The following is an 18,288-nucleotide window of genomic DNA, read 5'->3' as shown; positions in this document are numbered from 1 at the left end:
ACCGCCCTCCGACCCGACGGGGTCGGCCGCGACGGAAGTTCCTGAGCTGTCGACGCGAGGAGCCGACGCCGTGCCACCAGCGCGAGCGGAGCTCGCCGACAGGGCAGCACGGGCGGAGCGCGCGACGCGCGCGGCCCTCATCGGCCCGTCTCCACGAGCAGGTCCGCCGGCAGCTCGAGGCTGCGCGCCACGCGGGCGGCGTCGGCGTGGTCGATCTCGTGCACGAGGCCGCTCGCGGGCGAGTTCACGTAGCTGCGGGCGACGTCCACCTCGAGCTGCACCCCCGCGGGCAGCGCGCCGTCGACGAGGTCGCCGGCGAGTAGCGGCTCGGTCTGCGCGACGAGGCCCTCCGGCGACGACACGACCACCCGGCCGGACGCGTCGACGCCCACCACCGTGTCGTCCGAGTCGCCGACGGCCGTCGCCCGCAGCAGCGGCTCGGGCGTCGCGACGAGGGTCCAGGTGCGGGCGCGCACGTCGAGCAGCCAGGCCCCGCGCGTCCCGGCGACCGCGGCCACGGCCGGTCGGCCCGGACGGGCCTCGAACGACGTCGCGACGTCCGACGCCGGCGTGCCCTCGGGGTAGGGGATGCGCTCGATCCCGACGTCGCTCCCCTCCGACTCGGTCACGAGCACGGCCCCGTCGGCGCATCCGACGACGACGCCCACGCGGGTCGGGGCCGCTCCGCGGAGACCCTCGCAGGAGGCGCGGGCACCGTCCACCGTCTCCCCCTCGGCCGTGTAGACGCGAACCTCGTCCGCGGCCGAGCCCGCCCCGCCGCCGCCGACGCCGTCACCGCCGCCGCCGCCGCTCACGACGCTCGCCACGACGACGTCGCCGAGCGGCACCAGCACGCTGTCGTGCGGCGTGCCCTCGACGCGCCCGGTCTCCACGAGCTCGCCGTCGCCGAGAGCGTCGCCGTCGAGCAGCACGCCGCGACCGGAACCCGGCCACGTCACGGCGGTGACGGAGGCGCTGGAGGCGATCCGCGCCTCCTCGGCTCCCGGTCCGCCGTCGAGGTCGCCGGGCTCGGCGACGACGCGCGGCTCGGCCAGGTAGTAGTGCGAGTGGTCGCCGTGCGGGACGGTCCAGGCGGCCCCGTCGACGAGGGTGAGGCCGTCGGGGCCCGACGCGGCGACGTAGCGGCCGTCGGTCGCGAGGTGCGCGGCGGCGCCGACGTCGGCCAGGCGGACGGTCTGCTCGGTCGCGGGGTCGAGCGCGGTCAGTGTGCCGTCGGACGCGGCGACGAGGCGGAGCGCGGGCTCCTGCAGCTCGGACGCTCCCTCGACGTAGCCGTGCGGCACGGCGGTCTCGGCGTCGCCGATCGGGGCGGAGACGGCGCCGGACGAGGTCGCGGGGCTGCACGCCGTCACGGCGAGGAGCACGCCGACGGCGAGCGCGACCGCCACCGCAGGACGAGGACGAGGACGAGGTCGGGCCGCGGGACGGAGACGGGAGGCAGGGCGGGTCACGGGTGGATCGACTCCTTCGGGAGGGCGGGCACGACAGGCACGGCGGGCACGGCAGGGACAGGGGCAGAGGCGGCCGCGTCAGGCGCGGTGCCCGCGGGCGGGGCGGCGTGCCGGAGGCGCGTCACCGCTCCCCGGCACGCCGCCGACACCGCGGTCAGCGCCACCGCGACGAACGCGACGGTCGCGCCGGCGGCGGTCGAGGCGTGCCACGAGACGAGCAGGCCGACGAGGACGGCGACGGCCCCGACGGCGGCGGCGAGGGCCATGGTCGTGGGGATGCGGCGCATCCAGTGGCCGGCGGCGACGGCGGGGCCGAGCAGCAGGCTGACGACGAGGAGGCTCCCGACGGCCTGGTACGACGCGACGACGACGAGGGTCACGAGCCCGACGAGCACGACCTGCGCGAGGTGCGGCCGGAGCCCCGAGGTGCGGGCCACGCGGGGGTCGAAGGCGAGCGCGACGAACGGGCGGTGGAACGCCGCCACCGCCGCGACCGCGACGAACAGGGCCGCCGCGAGGAAGGCGAGGTCGGCCGCGTCGACCGCGAGCACGTCGCCGAAGAGCACGGCGGTGAGGTCGGTGGCGAACGAGCGGGAGCGCGACACGACGACGACGCCGAGGCTGAGCAGGGCGACGTAGAGCAGGCCGATCGCGGTGTCGGGCGAGACCCGCGACCGGCGGGAGGCGAGGCCGACGCCGGCGGTCATGACGCTGGCGCTCACGGCGGCCCCGAGCACGGGCGGCAGGCCGAGCAGGGCCGCCGTCGCGACGCCGGGCAGCACGCCGTGCGCCATCGCCTCGCCGAGGAAGGCCATCCCGCGGATGACCACCCAGGTGCCGACCACTCCGCAGACGGCCGCGACCAGGACGCCGCCCGCGAGCGCCCGGACGAGGAAGTCGGAGGCGAACGGCTCGACGAGTGCGACTCGGAGGGCGTCGACGAGCAGCGGAGGGCGGAGGGGGACGGTCACGAGCGTCGACCCTACATGAGAACGAATATCGTTAGCGTTCTCGATAGGGTGGAGACATGGACCAGGACCCGACCCTCCCCCGGCCCGCCGCGGCGGCGCGGCTCGACGACGTCACCGCACGCCACGACGGCACCGAGGCCCTCTCGGGCGTGTCGCTCGAGGTGCGGTCAGCTCGGCTGACCGTGCTCGTCGGCCCCAACGGGTCGGGCAAGTCGACGCTGCTCAGCGTGCTCGCCGGCACCCACGACGACGTGACCGGGTCGGTCACGCGGCCCCGGGGGCGCACCGCGACGGCGATCGTCGTGCAACGCTCGGCGGTGACCGACCGGCTGCCGATCACGGTGCGGGAGACGGTCGAGATGGGGCGCTGGGCCGAGCGCGGCGCGTGGCGGCCGCTGCGACGGGCCGACCGGGTCGTCGTCGCCGAGAGCCTCGAGGCGCTCGACGTCGGGCACCTGGCCCGCCGGCCGCTCGCCGACCTGTCCGGCGGTCAGCGCCAGCGGGTGCTCGTCGCGCAGGGCCTCGCCCGGCGCGCCGAGCTGCTGCTGCTCGACGAGCCGACGGCGGGGGTCGACGCGGCGGCGACGGCGCTGATCCGCGCGGCGGTGTCGGCGGAGCTCGCCCGCGGCGCGACCGTGGTCGAGGCGACGCACGACGCCACCCTGCGCGGTGCGGGGGTGGACGTGGTTCACCTCGTCGACGGGAGGCGGGTGGCCTGAGCCGGCCCGCGCCTCCGGCGGGCTACGACCCGGGCCAGTACTTGCTGATCAGGTCCTGGATGAACGGGATGACGTCCTGCACCTGGTCGACGCCCGCGAAGGCGACGGCCGGCAGCGGCCACACCGACACGAGCAGCGTCGACACGATCGCCGCGACGGCGAGGATCCAGGCCAGCGCGCCGTTCCGCGTGACGAGGATCAGCGCCAGGAAGGCCAGCGCGAGCAGGAACCCGATCACGGCGGCCCCGGCGATCGAGCCGACCGGCACGTCGAGCGCCCCGGCCGTGCCGGCGTCGGCCGCCCCGATCAGTCCGAGGATCGGCAGGAACACCCCGCCCACGATCACGAGGCACAGCACCACGCCGGTGCCGAGGGCCCACCACACCGCGCGGGCGCGGGGCCGGCGGGAGCTCGTCGCTCGTCCACGTCCGAACATCGTCGTCCTCCGTCTCGTCCGGGCCTAGGAGGCGCGGGTCGGGTCGACCGGCCCGGTCGCCTCGACGGGGCGGTCGCCCTCGTGCTCCGGCTCCGGGTCGCGGGCGGCGTCGGCGGCCTCCGCGGCGGCCTCGGCCGCACGGGCCGCGGCCTCGGCGGCGGAGGCTGCGGCGTCGGCGGCGTGCGCGGCCACCTCGGCGGCGTCGTCGCGCTCGTCCACGGGACCGTCCGCCTGTGCGGCGGCGGCCGGACGGGCGTCCTCGGTGCGCTCGGCGTCCGCGGCGTCGTCGTGGCCGACGGCCGGACGGTCGTCGTCCGCGCGGTCACGGGCGTCGCGGGCTCGGTCGACGGCGCCGTCCACGGCGTCGGCGGTGCCGTCGATGGCGTCGGCGATGGCGTTCGCGGCCGAGTCGGCGAGGCCACGGGCGCGGTCGCCGAGGTCTTGGCCGTCGTCGCCGGAACCGGAACTGGAAGCGGAGTCAGCAGTCGCGGCGGCGGCGTCGCGCTCGGCAGCGTCGCGCTCGGCGGCCTCGCGCTCCGCGGCGGCCCGCTTCTCCTCCTTCTCGCGGCGCTTCTCCTCCTTCGCCCGCTCCTTCTCTTCCTTCTCCTGCGCCTCCTTCAGCTCGTCGGCCTCGTCGAACGGCCCGTGCACGTCGGTGACCATGACGTCGACGGTGACCCCGTCGGCGTCGAGCTGGGCGACCGCGTGGCCGACCTGCGTGCGGACCGTCTCGGCGAGCTCGGTGACGTTCGTCGGGTACTCCGCGACGAGCGCGACGTCGACCACGACGCCTCCGGTCGTCCGCGTGATGGTGACGCCGGTCACCCCGCCGGCGCCGAGGCGCGAGCGGAGGGCGCCGACGGCCCGGGCGACGGGGGTGCCGAGCGCGTGGACGCCGGTCGTGCCGAGCACGGTGACGGCGATGGCCCGCTCGAGGGCGGCCTCGGGCGACGAGGCGTCGGGCTGGCCGACGGCCCCCAGGTCGATGGGAGTGACGTGGTGCGTGGCGTTGGAGGTCATTCTCGAGCCCTTCCTCGGGCGATCGGGGTCTGTCTGGTGTGCGGGTGCCGAGAGGCCGGCGGGTCGTCGGGGGCCGCGGCCGGATGGCGGCCGGCGGACACGACGACGGCCCTCGTCCTCGGCAGAGGTCGAGGGCCGTCGCGGGGTGGATCAGGGCGGGGAGGCGTCCTCGACGTCCTCGCCCGGGCAGGGCTGCGTCAGTCGAGGCGGGTCGCGCCGGAGAGCTGCGTGCGCAGCCCGCCGTTGATCTGCACGACGACCGGGGTCTCCGTGCCGAGCAGCGCGTCCCACGCCTCGATCGCGCGGTCGACGGCCTCGCGGACGTCGAGCGGCGAGGCTCCCTTGCGGGCGTTCGCCGTCACGCGGAGGACCGTCTGACGCTTGACGCGGAAGGCGGTGACGTCGACCGAGACGATGCCTGCGGTGTCGCTCAGCGCCTCCTCGAGCATCTGCTCGGCGACCTTCGCGTCGACGACCAGGTGGCCGCCGGTGGGCGACCCGGCGCCCTTGCCCTCGCTCAGCTCGAGCAGGGTGCCGGTGCGGCCCCCGCCCTGGCGGAGCGCGAACCACACGAGGAGCGCGATGAGCACGAGGCAGGCCACGGCGACGACCCAGAGGATCCAGGGCTGGTCGCCCGACAGGGCGTCGGAGGTCGGCCCGGAGGCGTCCGAGGCGGCACCTGAGACGGTCTGCTGCACGTCGGGCAGGAGCGCCCCGACGGCGACGGCTCCGCCGGCGGCCAGGAGGACCAGGCCGACGACGAGCACGAGCAGGCGGTTCAGTGCACGGTTGGTGGCGTTCATGCGCCCACCGTCCCCTTCTTCGACAGCACCACGCGGGGGCGCAGGGCGGGTCGGTAGTCGTAGCCGTCGAGCTCGTCGCGGACGGCCTCCTCGATGCTGCGGAGGTCGGCCGAGCGGCCCGACGTGCGGGTCACCTCGACGAGCGCCTGGCGCTTGCCGACGCTGACGCTCACCTGGTCGGGGTCGACGTCGCCGGCGTAGCTGGCGGTGCGGGCGAGCGAGCGGGCGATGACCCGGTCGTCGACGACGGCGGCGGCGCGGTCTCCCGCGGGGCCGGCACGACGACCGCGACGACCCGGTGCGAGGGCGACGACGATCAGCACGACGCCGATGATCGCGACGACGACGCCGACGGCCGTGAGGACGCCGACGGGCGCGGAGGCGGCGTCGAGCGTCGCCGAGGCGGCGTCGACCGGGGCGACCAGGAGGGCCTGTCCGCCGACGGCCGCGATGACCGACTCGGTGCCGATCCACGCGAACACGAGGATCAGCAGCACGGCGAGCGTGATCGCGATCCCCGAGCGGGACGAGTGCGTCTCGCGTCGGAGGATGCGCTTGTACAGCGACGAGGTGCTCACTGGACCCTCTTCTTCTTCTTCTCGCGCATGTCGGCTGCGGTGACGCGGAGGTCGACGCGCTCGACGGTGGAGCCGGTCAGCTGGAGGACCCGCTGCCGGATGGTGGTCTGGGCCGCCGTGAGGCGCTCCAGGAGGGTGCCGCGCTCCCGCCCGCCGTCGCCCAGGGGGGCGACGCGGATGGGGGTGCGGGCGACGACGGTCAGTGCTCCGTCGTGGTCGGCCAGCTCGACCGACACGTCGGACGCATCGACGTCGAGCGCGTCCGCGGTGACGGCCGACACGACCCGACGCACCGCGCGCGACGTGATCTTGTTGCGGCCGTGGAGGGCCCGGTCGGCCATCACCGCCGCGGTCACGACGACCGCCGCCCGCGGAGAGCGTCGGCGACGCCGCGCACGTCGAGCTTGCCCTCGAGCACGCGGCCGACGCCGAAGCCGATCGCGATGGCCAGGGCCACCAGGATCATGGCCCAGAAGCCGAACGCGAGGGCCGTGAGGGCGAGGACCGCCCCGACGGCCATGCCTGTCGTGGTCGTGGTCACTGGACGCGGCTGTCGTCAGCGTCGTCGTCGGCGTCGTCCGAGGGGATGAACACGTCGGAGACGGTCACGTTGACCTCGGTGACCTCCATGCCGACGACCTGCGAGATGGCGTCGGTGACCGAGCGACGGACGTCGTCGGCGACCTTCTGCAGCTCGACGGGGTACTCGGCGACGATGACGATGTCGGCCGCGACCTGCTTCTCGCCGACCTCGACCGAGACGCCCTGGCCGCGGTCCTGCTGGTTGATGGCGTTGCGGATCGCGCCGATGGCACGGGCGGCGCCGTTGCCGAGGTCGTGGACGCCGGGGACCTCACGGGCCGCGATGCCGGCGACCTTCGAGACGACGCCCTCGGCGATGGTGTTCTTGCCGGCCGCGTCGCTGGTGTGCTTGGCGGCGGCGTTCGTCGAGGTGGGGGCGACGTTGGTCATGGTGTGTCTCCTTGAGTGCGAGTGGTGCGCCACGGGGCCGTGGTGCGAGTTCCCGGTTGGTGGGACTCATCATTCAGACGCATCGACCCCCCCGAAGGTCATGGTCGATCAGTCAGCTGTCAGCTTTCGTCCCGGCGCCGCTCACTTTGCGGCCATCTGTACCCCGCTGCCTCGCCAGGGTCTCCCGGGGCTGCTCCCCGAACCGCGCCGCGTAGGCCGCGGAGAAGCGCCCCAGGTTGCCGAAGCCCCACCGCGTGGCGACGTCCGAGACACGCACCTCGCCCGGTCGGCTCCGCACCAGCTCGGCCTCGACGCGGTCGAGCCGCACCTGCCGCACGTAGGCGGCGGGCGACGTCCCGAGGCGCGACGACAGCAGCTGCTGGAGGGTGCGGGTGTGCATGCCGGCCGCGCGGGCCACGTCGGCCGGCGTGATGGGCTCGTGGGCGTGCTCGTGCACGAAGTCGACGGCGTCGCGGAGCTTGCCGCCCCGCTCGGCCCGGACCGCGCGGGGCACGTCCATCGGCCGCCACGGCACGAGCTGCAGCATCGCCCGCGCCAGCAGCAGCTGGGCGTCGAGTCGGAGCAGCGGCGACCCCTCCGGGTCGACGACGGCCGGCGTCGCGACCGAGACCGCCCGGCGCCACGTCTCGACGGCGGCGGGCTGCGGCTCGGCCGTGTGGTCGAAGACGACGAGCTGCGAGGGCCCGCCGTGCAGCTCGGTCGCCGTGTCCTCGAGGAAGCCCGGCGCGACGTGCACGAGATTGAGCACGTGCGGCTCGACCGCGAGGTCGAAGGGCAGCTCGGGCGGCAGGGTGAACGGGTCGGAGGCGCGGCTCGCCTGGCGTCCCCTCCGGTGCCGCACGGCCCCCGAGCCCTCGCGGAACCAGCTCACGACGTACTCCCCCAGCCAGGGCACCTCCCCGCCGATCCGGCCCGAGAACGTCGAGGTGCGGAGCGTCATCCGCTCGTCGCCCGCGCTGGCGTAGCGGTAGGAGAACGCCGACCCGACCGGCTCGCCCCGGAAGTCGCGGCCGCGCCAGATCTCCTGGTAGCGGGCGCACGCCTCGTCGAGGTCGGTGCCGGAGAGCCGGAAGCGCTCGGCCGTGGTCGGTGCCTCGCCGGCTCCCGGCCGGTCCCCGGCCTCCGCGGTCGCGACCCCGGTCGGTTCCTCGCCGGACGACTGGTACGTGCTCATGGTGCTCGGTCCTCTCGCGGCGCTCGTCCTCCGTCGGGACGACCACGCCGACTGCAGGACGAGCTTCGGGCCGGTTTCGTCACGGATCCGTCGGAGGCCGGGCGACGGCGTCCTGCCGGGAACGGCCAGCGACCGCCCCCGGCCCGTCGCCGCGTGGTAGTCACGACTCATGCGGACCGCCGTCCGCTCACCGCGCGACCCTGGAGGCCGAGATCGACGACGACCCGTTGCTCGACGCCACCGACGGCACCCTCGCCGTCCGGGCGCGCGACGGCGACGTGCACGCCTTCGAGGTCCTGGCCCGACGGCACGGCCCGCTGATGCGCGTGTTCGCGGGGCGCCTCCTCGGCTCCGACCTCGAGACCGACGACGTCGTGCAGGAGGCCTTCCTCACGGCCTGGCGTCGGCTCGGCGACCTCGAGGAGCCCGCCCACCTGCGCGCCTGGCTGATGCGCATCGTGAGCAACCGGAGCATCGACCGGCTGCGGGTGCGACGTGACCACGACGACGTCGACGAGCGCGAGCCCGCCGCCCCGCGGTCGCAGGCGCCGGACCGCGTGGTGGAGGCGCGCCTCCAGGTCGACGCGATGTGGACCGCCCTCGACAAGCTCCCCCTCGAGCAGCGCCGGTGCTGGCTGCTGCGCGAGACCGCCGGGTACTCGTACGCCGAGATCTCCGAGGCCCTGGGCCTGCCCCTCTCGACGGTGCGCGGGCAGCTCGCCCGCGCCCGATCCTTCCTGATGACCGAGATGGAGGCATGGCGATGACCCCCGTCGACTCCGCACCGCCCCCCGGCGACCCCGGCGACCTGCCCGGCGCCGCCCCCGCCGAGACGATCGACGGGTTCACCCTCGACGACCTCGCCGACTACCTCGAGCGCGGTCGGACGCCCCGCGACCCGCGGATCGAGGGGTCCGCCGACTGCCGGCTCGCCCTGCAGGCGCTGGAGCGGCTCGCGCCCCTGTCCCGCGCCTCCCTCGAGCAGGAGGCCGAGCGCGAGCCCGACCGCGACGAGGCCTGGATCGCGGGGCTGCTCGAGACGATCCGCGGCGAGGTCGTGGGCGGACGCGACATCCCCGTCGGCCACCCCGACCCCCGCACCGTGCTCAGCGTCACCGAGGCGGCCGCCCGCGGCCTCGTGCGCCGGGCCGGCGACGCGCTCGACGGCGTGATCCTCACCTCGACCACGTTCGACGGCGACGTCGACGTGCCCGGGGCGCCGGTCGTGGTCCGCGTGACGATCGCGGCCCGCTACGGGCTCGACCTGCAGCGGCTGGCCGACGGGCTGCGCGGGCAGGTCGTGGCCGCGCTGGCCACCCACACCCGGCTCGCCGTCACCGCGGTCGACGTCACCGTCGACGACGTGTGGCTGGCGAGCGACGTCGACCCGGACCTCGAGGGAGGCGCGCGATGACCGACCAGGAGACCAGGGCGACCGAGGGCACGGCCCCCGAGCAGCCCACCGACGCGACCTTGTCGCGCGAGCTCACCCGCCTGCTGCGCGGGGTGCCGGGCGTGGTCGACGTCTTCGACGCCCACCCCGTCGTGGAGGCGGCCGTGAAGGTCGTCGCCGCGGAGCTCGACCTGCGCGAGGCGCCGGGGCTCGTCGACGTCGACCGCTCGGAGGGGCTGCTGTCGGTCGCGGCCCACGTCGCCACCGACCTCGCGCAGCCGACGCCCGAGACGTTGGCCCGGGCGGCCGCGGCGCTGCGCGAGCACGTGGCGGACCGCGCCGTCGCCCGGCCGGGCGGCGGCCCGGGCGATCCCGACGGCGCGCCGACCGAGGTCGTCGTCAGCGTGACGGCCCGCCTCGTCGAGGAACGACGGGAGTCGGCCGCCCCGGCGGCGTGACCTGCCCCGGCCGGCGCGGGGCCCAGGCCCCGAGCCCCGCCCGGGCGGCCGTGCGGCTCAGGCCCCGAGCTCCTCGGCGACGCGGTCCCACCAGCCGACGGAGGCGGCGCGGACCGAGCCGACCCGAGCCTCCCACGCGGCCCGCGTCGTGCCGGCGTCGAGCCAGGCCGACCGCACGGCCCGCACCGCGCTGCCGAGCACGACCGACTCGACCGGCACGACGCTCGTCTGCCCGAAGGCACCGAGCGCACCCGTGAGCTTCACGCGCGTGTAGCCGTCGACGGACATGCCGACCGTGGGCACTCCCCCGGCGACGGCGAAGACCGCGGGGTGGTACCGGCTGGTGAGGTGCAGGGCGGCCCCCCGGGCGAAGCGGGCGGCGGCGACGGAGTCGGTGGTCGGCTCGATCCGCACGCGCGAGGCCGTCATCGCGTCGATCACGCGGCGGTGCAGCACGGAGTCGCCGCGCTCGTCGCCCTCGTGCACCGAGGCCCAGTGCGCGAGGAACGCGATCTCGAGGCCGGTCTCGTCGGCGACCGAGTCGAGCAGGCGGGCGAGGGCGGTGACGACCTGGCCCCGGTCGGCGTCGCCGACGTGCGTCGACAGGCTCACCGCGCAGTACGCGGCGTCGTCCGCCGCGACGAGGGTCGACCGTGGGGCCGGGACCGCCGGAGGCACGTCCTCCGCCCCGAGGAAGGTCGCGTCGTCGACGTTCTGCGCCACGCGCCGCGCGAGCCCGGGCTGCGTGTCGTCGGCCACGCGCCGCATGAGCGACAGCGAGGCGCCCTCGCGGACGCCGAAGAGCCGGGCGTCGCGGAGCAGCCCCGAGACGAGGCGCTCGTCGTCGGCGACGAGGTCGGGCCCGATCGTCTGGCCGGTGACGACCAGGGGGCGGCCGACGACCGCGGCGACCCGGCCGATCGTCGAGCGCTCGAAGACGTGGAGCGCCCAGCGCGACGCCATGTTGCCGCCGCCCGCGACCACGACGGCGTCGGACTCGCGCACCGCCTCGATCAGCGCACGGGCGGGGTCGTCGTGCGGGAGGGACGTGCGGCTGCCCTCGGCGGCCTCGACGACGCGCTGCTGCCGCTCGACCTGCCCGTCGCGGCCGCTCGCGACCGTGCCGAGCGCCGCCAGGCCGGCGGGGGCGAAGCCGATCGGGCGGACGGCGTCGACGCCGTAGCGGGCCGCCGTCTCGTCGGGGGCGGACGAGACGACCGTGACGGCGTCGACGCGACGCTGTCGGAGCTGCGTCACGAGCTCCTCGGTCATGGCCTCGTCGCCGATGTGGATCATGTCGTCGACGACGCCGACGTCTCCGATGACGAGTGTGCGCACGGGGGACCTCCGGGCCTGGGGGGGCCGTCGACGGGTGGGGGGAGAGCGCGAGCCGGGCCGCGCCTCCTCGACGGTAGCGGACGCGGGCGACCTCGTCGTGCGTGCGGGCTCGCCGCGCGACGGGTCAGGTCGCCGGGCGGCGACGCGGGAGACTGGCGGGCATGACCCGTGCCGAGCACCTCCGTGACGAGATCGTGCGCTCGGTGGGCGCCTCCGGGTTCGGGGCCCACGGGCTGCACGTGCTCGTCGGCGACGACGACGAGGCGGGGCACCTCTGGCGGGCCGACGAGCGGCGCGACGTGCACTCGGTCGCGAAGGGCGTCTGCGTGCTGGCCGCGGGCCTCGCGGCCGAGGAAGGCCTCCTCTCGCTCGACGAGCCCGTGGCTCCGCTCGTGGCGGGCGCCCGGCCCGGGCCCGGCGTCGACGCGATCACGATGCGGCACCTGCTGTCGATGTCGAGCGGCGTCGACCTGCCCTGGTCGGAGACGATCATGACCGACTGGCCCGACCTCGCCCTCGAGTTCCTGTCGCGGCCGTCGCGCGGGCGCGTCTTCCAGTACTCGACCGCGAGCACGTACACGGCGATGCGCGCCCTGGCGACGCGGGTCGGCGACGTGGCCGAGTACCTGCGGCCCCGCCTCTTCGACCCGCTCGGCATCGACGACCCGACGTGGGAGCGCTGCCCGCTCGGCCACCTCGTCGGCGCGGGCGGCCTCTGGCTCACGACCGCCGAGCTCTCCCGCCTCGGCCGGCTGGTGCGGGACCGCGGGCGGTGGGGCGACCGCCAGCTCGTGCCCGCCGGCATCGTCGACGCCATGCATTCCGACTGGGTCGTCTCGGGGCAGAACGAGGGATACCGGGGCTACGCCCTCGCAGGCTGGGACGGACCCGGCGATGCCTGGCGCCTGCACGGCGCCTACGGCCAGCTGCTGGTCTTCGGCGGCGACGCCGTCGTCACGGTCACGGCCGACGACCACCTCGGCGCCGACGCGCTGACCCGCACCGTCGCGGACCTGCTCGCGTCGCCGGGGCGGCCGCCCTCCGACTAGGGCGTGCGGCGGCCCGCGAAGAGCGCGTGCAGCAGGGGCAGCGCCGACACGGCGATCAGCCAGGTGCCGAGCACGTCGTCGCCGACGCGGAGCACGGCGCCGGCGACCAGCAGCCCCGCGAAGAGCACGGCCGACACGACGCGGCGCACCGCCCGGCGGATGCCCGTCAGCTGGCGCTCGATGCGCGGGCTGCCGACCTCGAGCGTGCCGTCCTCGAGGCGCGAGACGAGGTGGTCGAGCCGGCCCGGGAGGCGCACCGCGACCCCGGCGGCGTCGGTCGCCCGCCGGACGACGTCCTGCACGGCGTTGCCGCGCTCGTCGCGGACGAGCTGCGCGGCGTAGGGCTCGACGGAGTCCCACAGGTTGAAGACGGGGTCGAGCGCGCTCGAGACGCCGGAGGTGAGCGTCACCGCGCGGAGCACGAGCAGGAAGTCGTCGGGCAGCTGGAACGGCAGCGACCGGATGAGGTCGCCGAACTGGCCGGCGAACTCGCGGTACTCGCGCGGGTCGACCTCGCGGAGCTCGGCGAAGCCCATGCCGCCGAAGCGGGCGAAGGTCGCCGTGACGGCCCGCTCGAGCTCGATCGTGTCGGCGGTCGGCAGCAGCACGCCGAGGTCGCGCATCGCGCCGACCATGCCGCTGCCGTCGCGGCTGGCGGCGGCGATGAGCAGCTGGCGCAGGCCGTTGCGGGTGCCGGTCGGCACCTCGCCCATCATGCCGAAGTCGATGAATGTGAGTCGCCAGGGGCGCTCGCCCTCGGCCGCGGCGACCGGGGTCACGAAGATGTTGCCGGGGTGCGGGTCGGCGTGGAAGAAGCCGTTCGAGAAGAGCTGGTCGAACATGACGGCGGCGAAGACCGGTGCCACGTCGACCGGGTCGATGCCCGCTGCGCGGAGGCCGTCGACGTCGGTGATCTTGATCGCCGAGACGTCCTCGAGTACGAGCACGCGCCGGGTCGAGCGCTCCCACACGACGTCGGGCACGCCGACGCGGTCGTCGCAGTCGAAGTCGGCCGCGAAGCGGGCCGAGCTCGCGGCCTCGTGCAGGTAGTCGATCTCCTCCAGGCTCGTGCGGGCGAACTCCTCGACGAGCGCCGGGGCGTCGACGCGGTCGGAGACGAGCCGCACGTGGCTGAGCCAGCCGCCCACCTTGCGGAGGGCGGCGAGGTCGACGTCGACGATCCGGTCGATGCCCGGGCGCTGCACCTTGAGCACGACGTCGACGAGGCCGGTGTCGGCCGAGTCGACGGGACCGAGGACGGCCCGGTGCGCCTGCCCGAGCGAGGCGGCGGCGATCGGCTCGGGCGAGACGGAGGCGAAGACCTCGCCGAGGGGCACGCCGAGCTCGGCCTCGGCCAGCGCCCGGATCTCGGGGAACGGGACCGGCGTGACCTCGTCCTGCAGGCCCTCCAGCTCCTTCGTGATCTCGGGCGGCAGGACGTCGAGGCGCGACGACAGGTACTGGCCGACCTTGATCATCAGGCCGCCGAGGTCGAGCGCGAGCGCGTGGAAGCCGCGGGCGAAGCGCTGCATGCGCCGGGCGCGCGTGCGCTCGGCCACCCACCGGAGGCCGAGGCGCGGCAGCACGAGCTCGAACCACCAGGTCACGGCGAGGTGCCGTGAGGCGAACCGCAGGATCCGCCGGTAGCGGGCACGACCGGCGGGGTCGCGCACCGCGGAGCTGGCCTCGTCGAGACGGGGCGACGCCACCCGCGTCAGTCTCGGGCGAGGATCGAGTAGATGCGGCGACGGGCCTCGTCGAGCACCGCCACCGCCTCGTCGACCTGGGCGGAGGTGCCGGTGCGGCCGACCTGGGCCGTCGCGCGGGCCAGCTCGACGCCGGCCTTCGGCAGGGCCGTCCGGCGGTCGCCGCCGGAGCGCGGGGCCGTCCACGAGGCGGCCGGGTCGACGCCCGCCGCGGCACGGCCGGTGTCGGTCAGCGACCAGACCTTGCGCCCGTCCGTCTCCTCCGCCGAGATGAGGCCCTCGTCGGCGAGCAGCTGGAGGGTCGGGTAGACGGAGCCGGCGCTCGGCTTCCAGTCGCCGCCGCTGCGCTCGTCGATCTCGTGGATGATCTGGTACCCGTGCATCGGCCGCTCGGAGAGCAGCGCGAGGATCGCGGCGCGGACCTCGCCGCGCGGGGCGCGGGAGCCGTCGCGACGGTCGAAGGTGGACCGCAGCTGGTCCATGGCCTGCCACATCCCCTCGAGGTCGACGCCGAAGGGTGTCGGTGCGTGCGAGTTGCCCATGATGGTCTCCTGACGGGGTCGGACTGAGGGGTGCGACCGGCCTCCTGGCGGGGGCCGAACGATGCCCGAACGATATACCCGGCCACCGACGCCGCCCGGGGCCGGCACCCAGGCTCGGTGATGGCCCCCGGGGTCGGCCGCGCGGCCCCGTCGACGACTCAGGACATCTCGTCGCGGGCGCCCGGGCCTGGGCGCCGGGGCGAACGACGACGACGGATGCTCCTGAGTCGTCGACGCACGCGGAGGCGCGGTATGCGACCGGCGCATCGGACCCGCGAGGTGGACGGGTCGCCCGGTCGCTGCGCCGCCGGGTCGTCGCGTCGTCGGGTCGCCAGGTCGCCCGTCGCCAGGTCGCTAGGTCGCCAGGTCGCCAGGTCGCCAGGTCGCGGGTCGCTAGGTCGCCTTGACCGTCGCGAGCTCGTCCCAGTGGGTGGTCGCTCGGGGCGAGACCATGTCGCGCTTCATCGACCAGCCGCGTCGGTGGCGGAGGCCGGCGACGCCGAGCCCCAGGGTGTCCTCGCCGAACTTGCCGGCGATGCGGTCGATCACGGCGCCGTAGGCCGGCGGTGCGGCGGCGGCCTCGTCGAAGACGTCGAGGCTCGCGTGCTCGTCACGCGGCGTGAGCTCCATCAGCGTCACCCCGGCCCGGACGTAGCGCTTGTCGGGCTCGAGCTGCGGCCCGAGCGCGGCGATGGCCGCGCGGTAGAGGGTCGTCGCGTCGTCGGTGGGCTCGGGGAACGCGACCGACACCGAGTGGTTCGTGTGCCCGGCGGTGTCGGAGAACGGCGAGGTCGCGGCGAAGCACCGCATCAGGCGCGTCAGCGAGCCCTGCTTCCGCAACCGGGCGGCGGCCCGCTGCGTGTAGACCGACAGCACCTCCTCCAGCTCGGTCACGGTGGTGATGGGCACGGCGAACGACCGCGAGTGGTAGATCTGCTCGCGCTCGGGCTGGACCTGCTCGATCGGCAGGCAGTCGACTCCGCGGAGCTCGTGCACGACGCGGGCCTGGACGACGCCGAAGCGCTTCCGGACGAGCGCCGCGTCGGCGTCGCGGAGGTCCGCCGCGGTGTGGACGCCGAGCGGCGCGAGCTTCTTCGCGGTGCGTCGGCCGATGCCCCAGACGTCGCCCACGTCGACGCTCGCGAGGATCGCCGTCTGCTGGGTCGGGGCGTAGCTGCCGAGGTGACAGACGCCTCCCAGGGCGGGGTTCTGCTTCGAGCCGCGGTTCGCGAGCTTGGCCAGTGTCTTGGTCGGCGCGATGCCGATGCTGACCGGCAGCCCGATCAGCTTGCGCATGGCCCGGCGGATCTCGCGGGCCTGGGCGATCGTCTCGTCGAGCGTGCCGGTCAGCTCGATGAACGACTCGTCGATCGAGTAGACCTCTTGCTCGCTCGTGTAGCGGCTGAGGATCTCGGCCGAGCGGGCGGACATGTCGCCGTAGAGCTCGTAGTTGCTCGACACCGCGACGACGCCCTGCATCGCCGCGATCGGCGCGATGCTGTGCCAGGGCGCCGCCATGTCGACGTTGAGCGCCTTGGCCTCTTGCGAGCGTGCGATGACGCAGCCGTCGTTGTTCGACAGGACGACCACGGGCCTGCCCTCGAGGGAGGGGTCGAAGACCCGCTCGCACGAGACGTAGAAGTTGTTGGCGTCGACGATCGCGATGCTGCGCTCGGTCTGACGGGCCTCGGACGGCGTGCGCCCGGACGGCATGCGCGCGGACGGCGTGCGCCCGGTCGCCGTGCGCCCGGTCGGCGCGGGCCCGGGCCGGGCGGGCTCAGACACGATGCAGGCACCTCGTCACGACGCCCCAGACGGTCGCCTCGTCGAGCTCGGAGAGGACGATCTCGGGGTAGGCCGGGTTCTCGGGGCTGAGCACCATCAGGCCGTCGCGCCACGACAGGCGCTTGACCGTGAGCTCGGCGTTGACGACCGCCACGACGACGTGGCCGTCGTGCGCGTCGAGCCCGCGGTCGACGACGAGCTCGTCGCCGTCGAAGATGCCGGCCCCGGTCATGCTGTCGCCGCTCACCCGCACGAGGAACGTCGCCGTCGGGTCGCGCATGAGGTGCCGGTTGAGGTCGACCGGCCCGTTGTAGTAGCCCTGCGCGGGCGACGGGAAGCCGGCGTGGACGGCCTCCGACGCCTGCTGCGGCAGGAGGTGGTCGGGCCGCTCCTCTCCCCCGACGGGGCCGACGACGGCGGTCACCGCGAGCCCCCGAGGCGTGCTCGAGGCTCGACGAGGAGGCGCGCGTCATCACGCGCGCATGGCTCTCCGTCGTCGTCCACCAGGCCTCCCGCCGAGGACGATACGTCATGCCTCCGACACTGCCGCCGGGCGGCGGCGGGCCCGGGCTGCCGTACCGTGGTGCGCTCGACACCCGGGGAGGGACCGATGAGCGACGACGACCAGCCGCGGACGCACTACGCCGGCTCGTACGAGGCGCGGGCGCCCCGGGGACCGGTGGTCGTGGAGGAGGCGGACACCGCGCCTCCGGCCGGTGCGGGCGACGTGGACGTCTGGCTCTCGGAGTGGCAGGTCGCGGAGGACGCCTTCGTCGCGTGGGTGAGCGAGACCGTGGAGTGGGTCGTGGTGCCCGCCGACCAGGCCTGGGTCGAGCTGCTGTTCGCCGGGCGGCGGCCGGTGCGGCTCGACCGGGACACGGACGCGGACGCGACGGGTCGCTCGGGGACGATGACGGTGACCGGGCGCGTCTCGCGCCTCGACCAGGTGTCGACGGCGTTCGAGCCGACCCTCGACGAGGAGGGCCGGAGGCAGCTGTCGCCCGTCCCCGGCGGCGCGGTCGGGCACGAGGTGCTCTCGACCGACGAGCGGCGGGGGCACGCAGGCCGGCTCGTGGGCTGGGTGGTGCGGCTGCGGCGGGCGACCGTCACGCCGCGCGGCTGACGACCCGGCGGCGGCGGTGCACCCGTCTCGCGTCACGCCCTGCGCGTCGCGTCACGAGACGACGCGACGCCGTGCGCAGAACGTGACGCGACGCGACGTCACGCCTCCGGCCGGCGGCGGATGAGGTTCATCATCAGCTGCGACATGACGACCTCGTCGCGCTGGTTGAGCAGCTCGATGCGCGTGCGCACCAGGCCCCGGTCGGGCCTCGACGAGGAGGCGCGCGCCGACACCACGAGGAACCGCGCCCGCAGCAGGTCGCCCGGCCGCACGGGAAGGTGCCAGCGCAGCTCGTCGACGCCCGGCGAGGCGACGCTCGCCGCCTCGTTGAGGAAGTGGTCGACCATGAGGCGCATCATCACGGCCGTCGTGTGCCACCCGCTGGCGATGAGGCCGCCGAAGTCGCCGGTGCGCGACGCCTCGGGGTCGACGTGCATCGTGTGCGGGTCGAACCGCGTCGCGAAGGCCACGATCTCGGCCTCCGTCACCTCCGCCGGGCCGAAGGTGCCGCCGGCGCCGGGGACGTAGTCCTCGAACCATCGGTCGGCGAGCGGGGTCTCGGTGAAGGAAGGCACGGAGGACGACCGTACCCTCAGGCGGCCGCCAGGCGCCCGCACGGCCTGCGCCGCACCCCCGGACCGGCGTCGCACCCTCAGGCCCGGGGGTGCAGCGCCGGACAGGGGGTGCGACACGGGCCTCCACGACCCCCAAAGACCCATTCGACGGTG

General features: G+C 75.3%; 22 protein-coding genes. 6 read left to right on the top strand and 16 right to left on the bottom strand.

Features of this window, described 5'->3' with window-relative positions; translation table 11 throughout:
* Positions 1-137: 137 nt before the first annotated feature.
* A complete protein-coding gene (locus EDF38_RS02470) occupies positions 138-1,409 on the bottom strand; it encodes an ABC transporter (RefSeq protein WP_123353798.1) in 1,272 nt (423 codons plus the stop codon).
* Between the two features lie 59 nt (positions 1,410-1,468).
* Positions 1,469-2,443: a zinc ABC transporter permease AztB gene (aztB, locus tag EDF38_RS02465; protein ID WP_233572152.1), complete on the bottom strand. Its 975-nt coding sequence runs from the start codon at positions 2,441-2,443 to the stop codon at positions 1,469-1,471.
* A 56-nt stretch (positions 2,444-2,499) separates the two neighbouring features.
* On the opposite strand from aztB, the gene aztA reads away from it, so the two are divergent.
* Complete coding sequence (gene aztA / locus EDF38_RS02460) at positions 2,500-3,162, top strand: zinc ABC transporter ATP-binding protein AztA (protein WP_123353797.1); 663 nt, start codon at positions 2,500-2,502, stop codon at positions 3,160-3,162.
* 22 nt (positions 3,163-3,184) lie between these two features.
* Here aztA and EDF38_RS02455 read toward each other — a convergent pair whose 3' ends face one another.
* The 8 genes from EDF38_RS02455 to EDF38_RS02420 all read right to left on the bottom strand — a co-directional run bounded on the left by EDF38_RS02455 (position 3,185) and on the right by EDF38_RS02420 (position 8,166).
* Positions 3,185-3,598: a hypothetical protein gene (locus tag EDF38_RS02455; protein ID WP_123353796.1), complete on the bottom strand. Its 414-nt coding sequence runs from the start codon at positions 3,596-3,598 to the stop codon at positions 3,185-3,187.
* A 24-nt stretch (positions 3,599-3,622) separates the two neighbouring features.
* A complete protein-coding gene (locus tag EDF38_RS02450) occupies positions 3,623-4,618 on the bottom strand; it encodes an Asp23/Gls24 family envelope stress response protein (RefSeq protein WP_123353795.1) in 996 nt (331 codons plus the stop codon).
* Between the two features lie 197 nt (positions 4,619-4,815).
* Positions 4,816-5,421: a hypothetical protein gene (locus tag EDF38_RS02445; RefSeq protein ID WP_123353794.1), complete on the bottom strand. Its 606-nt coding sequence runs from the start codon at positions 5,419-5,421 to the stop codon at positions 4,816-4,818.
* Positions 5,418-5,999 (bottom strand): DUF6286 domain-containing protein, encoded by a 582-nt coding sequence (locus EDF38_RS02440; protein ID WP_123353793.1) that lies wholly within the window; start codon positions 5,997-5,999, stop codon positions 5,418-5,420. The genes EDF38_RS02445 and EDF38_RS02440 overlap by 4 nt, the downstream gene beginning before the upstream one ends.
* The gene (locus tag EDF38_RS02435) at positions 5,996-6,355 is read right to left on the bottom strand and encodes a hypothetical protein (protein WP_233572151.1); all 360 of its coding nucleotides are present in this window, start codon (positions 6,353-6,355) and stop codon (positions 5,996-5,998) included. The genes EDF38_RS02440 and EDF38_RS02435 overlap by 4 nt, the downstream gene beginning before the upstream one ends.
* A complete protein-coding gene (locus tag EDF38_RS02430; protein WP_123353792.1) occupies positions 6,352-6,540 on the bottom strand; it encodes a DUF2273 domain-containing protein in 189 nt (62 codons plus the stop codon). Before EDF38_RS02430 ends, EDF38_RS02435 begins: the two co-directional genes overlap by 4 nt.
* Positions 6,537-6,971 (bottom strand): Asp23/Gls24 family envelope stress response protein, encoded by a 435-nt coding sequence (locus tag EDF38_RS02425; protein ID WP_123353791.1) that lies wholly within the window; start codon positions 6,969-6,971, stop codon positions 6,537-6,539. Before EDF38_RS02425 ends, EDF38_RS02430 begins: the two co-directional genes overlap by 4 nt.
* Positions 6,972-7,083: 112 nt before the next feature.
* On the bottom strand, positions 7,084-8,166 hold the full coding sequence (locus tag EDF38_RS02420) for a helix-turn-helix transcriptional regulator (protein WP_148061434.1): 1,083 nt from the start codon (positions 8,164-8,166) through the stop codon (positions 7,084-7,086).
* 227 nt (positions 8,167-8,393) lie between these two features.
* On the opposite strand from EDF38_RS02420, the gene EDF38_RS02415 reads away from it, so the two are divergent.
* The 3 genes from EDF38_RS02415 to EDF38_RS02405 are packed head-to-tail and all read left to right on the top strand — an operon-like array spanning position 8,394 to position 10,017.
* Positions 8,394-8,933, top strand: a complete 540-nt coding sequence (locus tag EDF38_RS02415) for an RNA polymerase sigma factor (protein ID WP_233572148.1) — start codon at positions 8,394-8,396, stop codon at positions 8,931-8,933.
* Positions 8,924-9,580, top strand: a complete 657-nt coding sequence (locus EDF38_RS02410) for an Asp23/Gls24 family envelope stress response protein (protein ID WP_123353789.1) — start codon at positions 8,924-8,926, stop codon at positions 9,578-9,580. The genes EDF38_RS02415 and EDF38_RS02410 overlap by 10 nt, the downstream gene beginning before the upstream one ends.
* Complete coding sequence (locus EDF38_RS02405) at positions 9,577-10,017, top strand: hypothetical protein (protein WP_123353788.1); 441 nt, start codon at positions 9,577-9,579, stop codon at positions 10,015-10,017. The genes EDF38_RS02410 and EDF38_RS02405 overlap by 4 nt, the downstream gene beginning before the upstream one ends.
* Positions 10,018-10,074: 57 nt before the next feature.
* Here the strand turns inward: EDF38_RS02405 and EDF38_RS02400 are convergent, their stop codons facing one another.
* The gene (locus EDF38_RS02400) at positions 10,075-11,355 is read right to left on the bottom strand and encodes a polysaccharide pyruvyl transferase family protein (RefSeq protein WP_123353787.1); all 1,281 of its coding nucleotides are present in this window, start codon (positions 11,353-11,355) and stop codon (positions 10,075-10,077) included.
* A 161-nt stretch (positions 11,356-11,516) separates the two neighbouring features.
* Here EDF38_RS02400 and EDF38_RS02395 point away from each other — a divergent pair, with 161 nt between their 5' ends.
* The gene (locus EDF38_RS02395; protein WP_123353786.1) at positions 11,517-12,404 is read left to right on the top strand and encodes a serine hydrolase; all 888 of its coding nucleotides are present in this window, start codon (positions 11,517-11,519) and stop codon (positions 12,402-12,404) included.
* Here EDF38_RS02395 and EDF38_RS02390 read toward each other — a convergent pair.
* The 4 genes from EDF38_RS02390 to EDF38_RS02375 all read right to left on the bottom strand — a co-directional run bounded on the left by EDF38_RS02390 (position 12,401) and on the right by EDF38_RS02375 (position 16,861).
* Positions 12,401-14,113: an AarF/ABC1/UbiB kinase family protein gene (locus EDF38_RS02390; protein WP_123353785.1), complete on the bottom strand. Its 1,713-nt coding sequence runs from the start codon at positions 14,111-14,113 to the stop codon at positions 12,401-12,403. The genes EDF38_RS02395 and EDF38_RS02390 overlap by 4 nt on opposite strands.
* A gap of 5 nt (positions 14,114-14,118) precedes the next feature.
* The gene (locus EDF38_RS02385) at positions 14,119-14,652 is read right to left on the bottom strand and encodes a PadR family transcriptional regulator (protein ID WP_233572147.1); all 534 of its coding nucleotides are present in this window, start codon (positions 14,650-14,652) and stop codon (positions 14,119-14,121) included.
* 393 nt (positions 14,653-15,045) lie between these two features.
* Complete coding sequence (locus EDF38_RS02380) at positions 15,046-16,437, bottom strand: Y-family DNA polymerase (RefSeq protein WP_123353784.1); 1,392 nt, start codon at positions 16,435-16,437, stop codon at positions 15,046-15,048.
* Positions 16,430-16,861 (bottom strand): LexA family transcriptional regulator, encoded by a 432-nt coding sequence (locus EDF38_RS02375; RefSeq protein WP_148061433.1) that lies wholly within the window; start codon positions 16,859-16,861, stop codon positions 16,430-16,432. The genes EDF38_RS02380 and EDF38_RS02375 overlap by 8 nt, the downstream gene beginning before the upstream one ends.
* A gap of 186 nt (positions 16,862-17,047) precedes the next feature.
* On the opposite strand from EDF38_RS02375, the gene EDF38_RS02370 reads away from it, so the two are divergent.
* On the top strand, positions 17,048-17,560 hold the full coding sequence (locus EDF38_RS02370; RefSeq protein ID WP_123353783.1) for a DUF6578 domain-containing protein: 513 nt from the start codon (positions 17,048-17,050) through the stop codon (positions 17,558-17,560).
* A 98-nt stretch (positions 17,561-17,658) separates the two neighbouring features.
* Here EDF38_RS02370 and EDF38_RS02365 read toward each other — a convergent pair whose 3' ends face one another.
* Entirely contained in the window at positions 17,659-18,135 is a 477-nt protein-coding gene (locus EDF38_RS02365) for a MaoC family dehydratase (protein ID WP_199734556.1), read from the bottom strand.
* Positions 18,136-18,288 lie beyond the last annotated feature (153 nt).

Source organism: Frigoribacterium sp. PhB160 (assembly GCF_003751785.1).
GTDB lineage: Bacteria > Actinomycetota > Actinomycetes > Actinomycetales > Microbacteriaceae > Frigoribacterium.
Note: the sequence above shows the minus strand (reverse complement) of the source record. Positions and strands in the feature narration are given on the sequence as shown.

What these genes read in the sequence shown, in the direction of transcription:
- EDF38_RS02370 (WP_123353783.1), top strand. Translation starts at nt 17,048, where the DNA reads ATGAGCGACGACGACCAGCCGCGGACGCACTACGCCGGCTCGTACGAG.
- EDF38_RS02385 (WP_233572147.1), bottom strand. Translation starts at nt 14,652, where the DNA reads ATGGGCAACTCGCACGCACCGACACCCTTCGGCGTCGACCTCGAGGGG.
- EDF38_RS02425 (WP_123353791.1), bottom strand. Translation starts at nt 6,971, where the DNA reads ATGACCAACGTCGCCCCCACCTCGACGAACGCCGCCGCCAAGCACACC.
- EDF38_RS02410 (WP_123353789.1), top strand. Translation starts at nt 8,924, where the DNA reads ATGGCGATGACCCCCGTCGACTCCGCACCGCCCCCCGGCGACCCCGGC.
- EDF38_RS02445 (WP_123353794.1), bottom strand. Translation starts at nt 5,421, where the DNA reads ATGAACGCCACCAACCGTGCACTGAACCGCCTGCTCGTGCTCGTCGTC.
- EDF38_RS02395 (WP_123353786.1), top strand. Translation starts at nt 11,517, where the DNA reads ATGACCCGTGCCGAGCACCTCCGTGACGAGATCGTGCGCTCGGTGGGC.
- EDF38_RS02450 (WP_123353795.1), bottom strand. Translation starts at nt 4,618, where the DNA reads ATGACCTCCAACGCCACGCACCACGTCACTCCCATCGACCTGGGGGCC.
- EDF38_RS02405 (WP_123353788.1), top strand. Translation starts at nt 9,577, where the DNA reads ATGACCGACCAGGAGACCAGGGCGACCGAGGGCACGGCCCCCGAGCAG.
- aztA (WP_123353797.1), top strand. Translation starts at nt 2,500, where the DNA reads ATGGACCAGGACCCGACCCTCCCCCGGCCCGCCGCGGCGGCGCGGCTC.
- EDF38_RS02420 (WP_148061434.1), bottom strand. Translation starts at nt 8,166, where the DNA reads ATGAGCACGTACCAGTCGTCCGGCGAGGAACCGACCGGGGTCGCGACC.
- EDF38_RS02455 (WP_123353796.1), bottom strand. Translation starts at nt 3,598, where the DNA reads ATGTTCGGACGTGGACGAGCGACGAGCTCCCGCCGGCCCCGCGCCCGC.